Consider the following 9112-nt stretch of genomic DNA (forward strand, 5'->3'; position numbering starts at 1 on the left):
AGCCGCGAGTCGCTGGCCCCGGTCGAAGACGACATCCGGCTGGTGCAGGGCGACATCACCGACGCCGAGTTGGTTTCGAAGCTGGTCGCCGAGGCCGATGCGGTCGTGCACTTCGCCGCCGAAACCCATGTCGACAACGCGCTGGCCGACCCGGAACCGTTTTTGCACACCAACGTGGTCGGAACGTTCACCATCTTGGAGGCGGTGCGGCGCAACGGAGTGCGGCTGCACCACGTCTCCACCGATGAGGTCTACGGCGATCTCACGCTGGAAGATCCGCGACGGTTCACCGAATCGACGCCGTACAACCCGTCGAGTCCGTACTCGGCGACCAAGGCTGCGGCGGACATGCTGGTGCGAGCCTGGGTACGTTCGTACGGGGTCCAAGCGACGATTTCGAACTGTTCCAACAACTACGGGCCGTATCAGCACGTTGAGAAGTTCATCCCGCGCCAGATCACCAATGTGCTCACCGGGCGTCGGCCCAAGCTGTACGGCAGCGGAGCCAACGTGCGCGACTGGATCCACGTCGACGACCACAACGACGCCGTCCGCCGAATCGTGGAACGAGGCCAGATCGGCCGCACGTATTTGATCGGCGCCGAGGGTGAGCGAGACAACTTGTCGGTGCTGCGAATGCTGTTGCAAATGATGGGCCGCGACCCTGACGACTTCGATCATGTTGTCGACCGCGCCGGCCACGACCTGCGGTATGCCATCGACCCGTCACCGCTCTACGACGAGTTATGCTGGGCCCCAAAACATACCGACTTCGAGGAAGGCTTGCGTGCCACTATCGACTGGTATCGCGCGAACGAACCGTGGTGGGGTCCGCTCAAAACCGCCGTCGAGGCCCGATACGAAGAACGCGGTCAATGAAAGTACGTGAGCTTGATATCCCCGGGGCCTGGGAGATCACTCCGCAGTTGCATGCCGATTCGCGCGGGGTGTTCTTCGAGTGGCTCACCGATCATGAGTTCGCCGCGTTCGCCGGTCACCGTCTCGACGTGCGGCAGGCCAACTGCTCGGTGTCGTCGGCCGGCGTTCTGCGGGGCCTGCATTTTGCCCAGGTGCCGCCGAGCCAGGCGAAATACGTGACATGCCTGCACGGGTCGGTATTCGACGTAGTCGTCGATATCCGCGTCGGTTCACCGGCTTTCGGGCAGTGGGATTCAGTGCTGCTTGACGACCGAGACCGCAGATCTGTGTACATATCCGAAGGCCTCGCACACGGTTTCGTTTCGCTGCAAGACAACTCGACAGTGATGTATTTGTGCTCGGCGGAATACAACCCACAGCGCGAGCACACCATACGCGCCACCGATCCGGCGCTGGCGATCGACTGGCCGATGCCCGACGGCGAACTGGTGTTGTCGGATCGCGACGCCGCCGCCCCGTCGCTCGAGGAAGTCGGCGCAGCCGGCCTGCTGCCTACCTGGGACGAAACCCAGGCGTTTATCGCTGGCCTGCGCAACACCTAGAACGGCGGATGTCACTCTCCAGCCCTAAAAGGGATCGGGATCGTCGAGAAGAACAGGCGTACGGGGCATGCCCCCGAAGCCTGCTCTGGCATTTGCCGGAGCGGTCGCGCCCGTCGCTGCCATGCCGATAAGCGCAACGGACACAGTTATCTCGTTATTGCGCCGCGGAATTCAGAACCCGTCGCCCAACTCATCCAGCGCTCCTTTCCCGCGGCACGTGCTGCCAACCGAGCCACAATGACGTTTGCCGTTATCGACGCGTCACGGCTTATGGTCGCATGACCGCTTTCTGTGCGCGCGTGACATGCATAAAGCATTCGACCGCAGCCACCGGAGGATCGGGTACATGATGGATCTCAGAACGCCTGCCAGCTGCAGGACCTGCACTTGCTCCACCGGCCGCGGAAGGAGACATCATGGCACTCAAATCCGACCAACCGCTCACCAATCTCCCACTACGCGCTGGTCTTTGGGCGCTGACTGTCGTGGTGTTCGCCGTGGGTATCCTGGCCACGCTGACGCCACGGTCCTTCTACGACCATGTGCCGTGGGTTGACCTCGCGCCGCCGTATGCCGAACACCTCATGCGCGACTTCGGTGCGATGAACCTCGCGCTAGGAACGGTGACACTGGTCGCAGCTATCACCATGGATCGGCTGCTGGTTCGTACCACGCTGGCTGCCTATGTGGTGTTCGCCATCCCGCACCTGGTCTTCCACATCACTCACCATCAGCACTACACCACTGCCGCAGCGGTCGGCGAGTCGATTGCGCTGATCGTCGCGGTACTGCTTCCGCTGGCACTGCTGGCGTTGACCGTTGGCCGGCCCTCGCCTCCACCACGCTGAGCGGCGAAGCGGTTTGCACCACCCGTGTCATCCGAAATCCCGCTTGGCCAAGCAGCGCTCGATATTCCGCCGCCGTGCGTTCGCGTGCGCCCAGATTCAGCAGCATCTCCAGATCCGCCCATTTTCCGGGAAAGTCACGGTCGTGTTCGGGAATGACTAATTCGATCAGCAAGACCGTGGCTCCGGGGCGAGCCGCTGAGCGCACATTGCGCAGGATTTGCACCGCCTTCTCGTCGGGCCAGTCGTGGATGATGTTCTTGAGGATGTACGCGTCACCACCGCTCGGAACGCTCTCGAAAAACGATCCTTCAGCAATGCACACCCGGTCGCTGACATCGTTCGCCCGCAACACGTTCGGAGCACCCGCGACGACCCATGGCAGGTCGTACAGGACGCCGTGCGAACTCGGCGTCGCGGCCACGATGGCCGCCAGCAATTGGCCCTGACCTCCGCCGACGTCGACGATCGTGCGGTGAGCGCTGAAGTCGTAGCCCGCAACCACGGCCCCAGTCGTCAGCTCCGAAATACTCGTCATCGTCTGGTTGAAGAGCTCGGCAAGCTCAGGCTGCTCAGCGAAATAGTCGAAGCTGCCCTTGCCGTGCATCGCCGGGACAACGCTATTGCCGCTCCGGATCGCATCCTCCATCAAGGTCCAGCGTTCGCGCTGCTCCCGCGACCCGTAGAACCGCGCGGCGCACGCCATCGACACCGGTGCGTCCGAACGCAGCGTATGTGCAAGCCAATTCAGGCAATAGCGACCATCATCGCGATGACAGAAGATGCCCCGGCTGATCAGCGCGCGCAGCAGCCGGCGCAGCGCGTCCGCGTCCGCGCCCACTTTCGCCGCCAATTCATCGATGGTCAGAGGGCCGCCGGCGAGGGCGTCAGCGACACCGAGTTGGGCGGCCACAGTGATCGCCTGCGAGGTCCAGCTGGCGATGATCATCTCCATCATCGCTGCGGGCGCCGGTGTCAGCCGTTGATGAAGCCGGAAGAGGTAATGGCGAATCCACTCGACAACGCGGGCCAGCACGGCGGGCGGCACCCGGGACCCGTTCATCGAAGGGACGGGATAACAGTTGAGGCCGGGAGGGCTCGGCTGATCTCAGCAGACATTTCGCGATGACTCGTCGCGCGCAAAAACGTCGTCAGTGCCCACGTCATGAACCGGTCCGGAATCATCGCCGCCGATTTCAGCACCGGCTCGGGCCGCGACACCTGCAGCGTGGTCACCCAGGATACGGCCTTGACCTTGCGTCGCCTGGTCGTCTCGTACCAGCGCAGCGCGCCCGCGAGATCGGCGTTGCTGCCGTTCATTTCCGGCCGGAAACCCCACAGGGCCTTGCATAGCACCATCGTGTCGAGCAGCGTCTGGTTTGTGCCCTGCGCAAGGGTGGGCGGCATGGTGTGCGCCGCATCGCCGAGCAACGTGACCGCGCCGTGGCCCGCCCGGGGAATCGGATGCCGGAAATGGGGGAACGGCGAACGCGCCAAATCTTCGTCGGTCAATGTGGCGAGTACTTGATCGACCGTTTCGGACCATCCAGTGAAGTGGGACCGGATCAGGTCGATGGGACGTTGTGGTCTGACGAAGTCTGACGACCATGGCAGGTCGAACCACCACTGCACGGCGAAGCCGCCGGCCGGCCACAGCCCAAGGTTCCCGTGCTTGCCGATCATCATCAGAGCGACGTGTTTGTCGACGGCGTCCGGCAGTGTGGCCAATCCTTGCCAGCTGCACCAGCCGGTCGGCTTCGCGTGTTGTGCGCCAACGAGCTTCCGCACCATCGAGTGCAGGCCGTCGGCGCCGATCACCACGTCTCCTTCGGCTGAGCTGCCGTCTTGGAACTCGACCCGCACTCCGTCAGCCTTGTTGACCACCTCGACCGCATGCGAGTTGCATCGGATGCGGTCGACCGGAAAGCCGTCCAGCAACCGCTCAAGCAAGACTCGACGTGGCACCATCCGAACAGGTTCGCCGAGCCGGTCGACGATCGAGGTCACGTCCAAATTAGCGATCGAACGGCCCGTGGGTGTCATGACCCGGACGGCCGAGATGAGCTGACCGGCCCCATCCATATCGACATCCAGCTGCCGCAGGACCGTCGCGCCATTGGGCCAAATAGTCACGGCGCCACCACCCGCAGTCACATCGGGCCGCTGCTCGAAGACGGTGACGTCATGGCCGTCGCGCAACAAGCCGCGAGCAGCGGAGATTCCGCCCACACCGGCGCCGACAACGAGGACCCGAAGCGCGCGAGTCGACGGGGCATGCGGTATCGGCATCTCGACCTCCTGGTGCTAACACGCTGGAGGTCGACGAGAAGTTCACCGCCGCGCTAATCCTGTCTGCCGCGTTGGCCTCGCACCAGATACACCGCCGCCAGGACCACGGTCAGCAGTTCGGCCGTCACGCTGATCGCAGCGTGCGGTGCGGGCTGCCAACCCCGTTCGGAAAAGCCGAAAATCCCGATGGTGCGCGACAAGATGAATGCCACGAGTGCGCCGCCTGCCACGGCTGCCGCGGCCCAGCGCAACCATGCCGGGCCCCCCACCAGGATCAGCAGCGCCACTGCGAAAGCGACGCTCGCCTGGATCAGGAACGCGGTGCCGATTGCGGGGATGTGACGATAGCCGTGGACGTAGAGCAACGCGTGGATGAACCCGCCGACAGCCAGCGACGCCGCAAGGCTACTGCGAAGGGCCAAAATCATTGCAGCCGCCGTTCTTTCAGCGCCAGACCATGCTGGCCGGTGGTGTAGCTGACCTCACGGATGCCTAATGCATCGCCTAGCTTGCCGGCCGGCAGGGTGACCGGCTTGGGGCCAGGTCCGTCGCCCGGATGCGGTAGCGGATAGGCGGTGGTGGTGCCGCTGTAGAAGGTGATGTTGCCTTCGGTCTTGGAAAAGACTTGGTGTACATGCCCGTTGAGGCAGGTAACCGACGAGAACCGCCGCAGATAACTGAGCGCCTGGGCGGCGTCGTCGGTGGCCCACCCCCAGTCGGGGTACATCACGAACAGCGGGATGTGGCTGAACACGATGACGGGGGTGTCGCTGGACAACCCCGCGACGTCCTGTTTGACGAACTCCAATTGCTCGACGCCGAGGTGGCCAAGTTTCTTCAGGTTCAACGTGTTAACCAACGCGATCACGTGCACGCCGGCGATGTCGAAGCTGTACCATCCGTCGCCGCGGGTCCCGGCGCCAAACGTGCTGCGGTACTTCTGGCCCGCGTCGTCGACCGAGTCGTGTTCCCCGGGCACCGTGAAGACATGTGGTGTCCTCAGTCCGGTCATCATCTGCTTTACCTGGTCGAACTGCTCGGGAGTGGACAGATGGGTGAGGTCGCCGGTGTGGATGACGAAATCCGGTGTGTAGCCGAGGTTGTTGATGCGTTCGATCGCGTGGCTGAACGATTCGGCGACGTTCGGGTTGGCCCTACCGGAGAATCCGATGTGGCTGTCACTGACTTGCGCGAATCGCACCGTGGGCCTGGCCTCTGCATGCTGGGCCCCCGCTGCGCCGGCGACATGAGAGATGACCTCGCCGCCGACGACAGCCAGGCCGACCGCCGCGCCGAACCATGCGGTATGCCGGATGAGTTGGCGGCGGCTCATGGGCTGCGCATCCCCGCTCACGGCGTCACCACTACGGTCCCGCGCATAAATGGGTGGATCGAGCAGACGTAGTCGAAGGTGCCGGGGGCGGAAAATGTATGGGAGTAGCTGGCTTGCGCGTCCATACCGGGCGAGTGAAACGAGCCGTCGCTTGCCGCCACGGTGTGTGGCTCCTCGTCGTGATTGGTCCAGGTGACGGTACTGCCAGCGGCGACGGTCAACTTCGCGGGCACGAACGCGAAGTTGTCGATGCTGACCGCGTCGCCGCTCGCCGGCGCCGCCGGCCCGGTTGGCGACGCCGTGCCCGGTGGTGCGCCCGGCATCGACGGCATCTCGCTCATGCCCGGCATCCCGGGCGTGGCGCTGGCGCCCGACGCGAATGTCACTGACGGATGACTCTCGCGTTGCGAGGCCGAACATCCGGCCAGCAGCAGCGCACCGGCGAAAAGCACGATGTGGGCTCGTGAAGACACGACGATCCACCTCCATGGTCGCAAACAGCCACGGGATGCAGGATTCTCGCCAAAAGATACGGAGGCGGGTTACACGGCTTAGGCGGGTTCACCTGGCCGCAGCGGCGCGAAAACTTCGATGATCCCGTTGATTTCGCGAACCATCAACGCCGGCAGCGGTTTTGGAGCGATCGGTAGCTGATGGTCGAGCACCTGGCCGGTGGGTGCAAACGATGTGGAATGACATGGGCAGCGCAACCGGTTATCCGGCGAGTCGAACCGCAGCCGACAGCCCTGATGGGTGCACACTCCCGACACCGCCTCAGGTTTGCCGTCGACCCGGCGGACGAATCCGATCACCGTGCCGAGGTCGAACGGGTGCATGACCCCGTCGGGGACCTCGGAGCTGGCGGCCACCCGTATCCAACGCCCGTTGTTGGGTGTGAGCTCCTGGTCTGAGCCGCCGGCGTACGTGTCAGCAGCACGCCGGCCAATGGCGAATCGATCGATCGAGACCCCGGCCGCCGCGGAAACGGCCGCCGCGGCCGACGTTCCGATTACGACTTGTCGGCGAGTGGCGCCGGATTTCCCCGGCGATACCGCCTGCCGCGGCGTTTCCTCCAGTTGTGCCGCCAGCCGTCGGTGCAGATCGGTGAGAAACTCCTGCCGCGGCGCATCACCGCCCATTCGGGCCGCGGTCAACTCGATCGCCGTGCGGATCTGCTCTGCCTCAAAGTCGTCCGGCTGGAATGGCTTTGGGCGGCGTCCCCGCAGCAGGTCGTCGACGTAGCGGCGCAACCTCCGCGCGTTCATGACACGTCCTTTTCGCTCACCTGTGCCGCCAGCCGCAGTGCGCGATGCTGGAGCACTTTGGCGTTGCTGACGCTAATCCCGAGCTCCGCCGCTGATTCCTTGACCGAGCGGCCCTGCAAGAACCGCAATTCCAGGATCCGCCGGTATTGGTCGGGCAAGCTCTGGAGAACCCTGGCGACGCGCTGCGGCGCGGTGCTGATCGCTTCTTCGCTGTCAGGTGGTTGTTCGATGTCTTCGATCGAGGTGATCTCGCGTCCCAACGTCTCACGCCAATGGGCGGCCAGCACCGTGCGCGCAGTGGTCCGCAGGTATGCGCGCACCTCGCCGACGCTGGCGGTCAACCGCAGCGGCCGCAGCGCGGCCAGGAATACCTCCGCGGTGAGGTCCTCGGCGTCGGCCCGGTTGCCGACCCGAGCGAAGATCGTCCGATAGACCCAGGTCGCGTTGTCCTGATACACCGCCTCCCAGTCGGCATAGCCGCCGTCGCGCACCACGCGCAGAGGTCGCGGGTTGACCGGGTCGCACGATGCCGTCACCTATCGCCTGCCTTCTACGACTGGTCGTCACCAGTCCATAGCGGAGCTGGTTACAGTCTGCGCTGACCGGATTAGACCGAATGTGCGTCGACGGCATCGAATGTGCGTCGACGGCGCCGAGTGTGCGGATAGGGCGCTCTCGCGGCCGAAAACCCGCCCTGAATGCACAGTGAACCAGCTGCGAAGCGCAACGGCCTTGCACGTCATGCAAGCACTTTACTAGGATGTCCTAGTAAACTCCTTTCGCGTATTCGAGGGCATTGATGACCACAACGATTCCGCATTTCATTGACGGCCAGCGCACGACAGGGCAGTCGCAGCGTACGGCCGACGTGTTCAATCCCAACACCGGCCAGGTGCAGGCGACAGTGCCGATGGGCGCCACGGCAGATGTCGACACCGCGGTGGCATCGGCCGTCGAGGCGCAGAAGGGCTGGGCAGCGTGGAACCCGCAGCGCCGGGCGCGGGTCATGATGCGGTTCATCGAGCTGGTGAACCAGCACACCGACGAACTGGCCGAGATGCTCTCGCTAGAGCACGGCAAGACCCTGGCCGACTCGCGTGGTGACATCCAGCGTGGCATCGAAGTCATCGAGTTCTGCATCGGCATCCCACATCTGCTCAAGGGCGAATACACCGAAGGCGCTGGGCCGGGCATCGACGTCTATTCGCTGCGCCAACCGCTGGGCGTGGTCGCCGGGATCACCCCGTTCAACTTCCCGGCGATGATCCCGCTGTGGAAGGCGGGACCAGCGCTGGCATGCGGAAATGCGTTCATTCTCAAGCCTTCTGAGCGCGACCCATCCGTGCCGGTGCGGCTGGCCGAGCTGTTCATCGAAGCCGGCCTGCCGCCCGGGGTGTTCCAGGTGGTGCACGGCGACAAGGAAGCCGTCGACGCCATCTTGGCGCACCCGGACATCCAGGCGGTCGGTTTCGTGGGGAGCTCGGATATCGCGCAGTACATCTATGCGACTGCGGCCGCGCACGGTAAGCGCTCGCAATGCTTCGGCGGCGCCAAGAACCACATGATCGTGATGCCCGACGCGGACCTCGACCAGGCCGTCGATGCGCTGATCGGCGCCGGATACGGCAGCGCCGGTGAGCGCTGCATGGCGGTCAGCGTCGCGGTGCCGGTCGGAGAGCAGACCGCGGAACGGTTGCGCGGCAGGCTCATTGAGCGCATCAACAACCTGCGGGTGGGCCACAGCCTGGACCCCAAGGCCGACTACGGTCCGCTCGTCACCGAGGCTGCGCTCAAGCGGGTCCGCGACTACATCGGTCAAGGCGTGGCCGCCGGCGCTGACATCGTGGTCGACGGCCGCGAGCGCACCAGCGACGATCTGACCTTCGGCGACGCGAACCT

General features: G+C 64.4%; 10 protein-coding genes. 3 read left to right on the forward strand and 7 right to left on the reverse strand.

Going from position 1 to position 9112, the window contains the following annotated elements:
* On the forward strand, positions 1-879 hold an 879-nt coding region (gene rfbB, locus VFA16_RS12895; RefSeq protein ID WP_324968187.1), incomplete at its 5' end, for a dTDP-glucose 4,6-dehydratase.
* Complete coding sequence (gene rfbC / locus VFA16_RS12900; protein WP_324968188.1) at positions 876-1481, forward strand: dTDP-4-dehydrorhamnose 3,5-epimerase; 606 nt, start codon at positions 876-878, stop codon at positions 1479-1481. The genes rfbB and rfbC, both read left to right, overlap by 4 nt.
* Before the next feature lie 720 nt (positions 1482-2201).
* Here the strand turns inward: rfbC and VFA16_RS12905 are convergent.
* From VFA16_RS12905 to VFA16_RS12935, 7 genes are all read right to left on the reverse strand, one after another.
* Complete coding sequence (locus tag VFA16_RS12905; protein ID WP_324968189.1) at positions 2202-3389, reverse strand: methyltransferase; 1188 nt, start codon at positions 3387-3389, stop codon at positions 2202-2204.
* Positions 3386-4615, reverse strand: a complete 1230-nt coding sequence (locus tag VFA16_RS12910) for an NAD(P)/FAD-dependent oxidoreductase (RefSeq protein ID WP_324968190.1) — start codon at positions 4613-4615, stop codon at positions 3386-3388. Before VFA16_RS12910 ends, VFA16_RS12905 begins: the two co-directional genes overlap by 4 nt.
* A 53-nt stretch (positions 4616-4668) precedes the next feature.
* Positions 4669-5043 (reverse strand): hypothetical protein, encoded by a 375-nt coding sequence (locus tag VFA16_RS12915; RefSeq protein ID WP_324968191.1) that lies wholly within the window; start codon positions 5041-5043, stop codon positions 4669-4671.
* Complete coding sequence (locus VFA16_RS12920) at positions 5040-5948, reverse strand: metallophosphoesterase family protein (RefSeq protein ID WP_324968192.1); 909 nt, start codon at positions 5946-5948, stop codon at positions 5040-5042. Before VFA16_RS12920 ends, VFA16_RS12915 begins: the two co-directional genes overlap by 4 nt.
* A gap of 17 nt (positions 5949-5965) precedes the next feature.
* On the reverse strand, positions 5966-6427 hold the full coding sequence (locus tag VFA16_RS12925; protein WP_414687711.1) for a cupredoxin domain-containing protein: 462 nt from the start codon (positions 6425-6427) through the stop codon (positions 5966-5968).
* Positions 6428-6499: 72 nt separating this feature from the next.
* Positions 6500-7213: a Rieske (2Fe-2S) protein gene (locus VFA16_RS12930; RefSeq protein WP_324968193.1), complete on the reverse strand. Its 714-nt coding sequence runs from the start codon at positions 7211-7213 to the stop codon at positions 6500-6502.
* Complete coding sequence (locus VFA16_RS12935) at positions 7210-7749, reverse strand: sigma-70 family RNA polymerase sigma factor (RefSeq protein WP_324968194.1); 540 nt, start codon at positions 7747-7749, stop codon at positions 7210-7212. Before VFA16_RS12935 ends, VFA16_RS12930 begins: the two co-directional genes overlap by 4 nt.
* Positions 7750-8012: 263 nt before the next feature.
* On the opposite strand from VFA16_RS12935, the gene mmsA reads away from it, so the two are divergent.
* The coding region (gene mmsA, locus VFA16_RS12940; RefSeq protein WP_324968195.1) for a CoA-acylating methylmalonate-semialdehyde dehydrogenase at positions 8013-9112 on the forward strand (1100 nt) is incomplete at its 3' end.

This window comes from Mycobacterium sp. (assembly GCF_035653355.1).
Classification (GTDB): Bacteria; Actinomycetota; Actinomycetes; order Mycobacteriales; family Mycobacteriaceae; genus Mycobacterium.

Coding starts and splice junctions, on each gene's coding strand:
- VFA16_RS12930 (WP_324968193.1), bottom strand. CDS start 7,213: ATGAACGCGCGGAGGTTGCGCCGCTACGTCGACGACCTGCTGCGGGGA.
- VFA16_RS12910 (WP_324968190.1), bottom strand. CDS start 4,615: ATGCCGATACCGCATGCCCCGTCGACTCGCGCGCTTCGGGTCCTCGTT.
- VFA16_RS12915 (WP_324968191.1), bottom strand. CDS start 5,043: ATGATTTTGGCCCTTCGCAGTAGCCTTGCGGCGTCGCTGGCTGTCGGC.
- VFA16_RS12920 (WP_324968192.1), bottom strand. CDS start 5,948: ATGAGCCGCCGCCAACTCATCCGGCATACCGCATGGTTCGGCGCGGCG.
- rfbC (WP_324968188.1), top strand. CDS start 876: ATGAAAGTACGTGAGCTTGATATCCCCGGGGCCTGGGAGATCACTCCG.
- VFA16_RS12905 (WP_324968189.1), bottom strand. CDS start 3,389: ATGAACGGGTCCCGGGTGCCGCCCGCCGTGCTGGCCCGCGTTGTCGAG.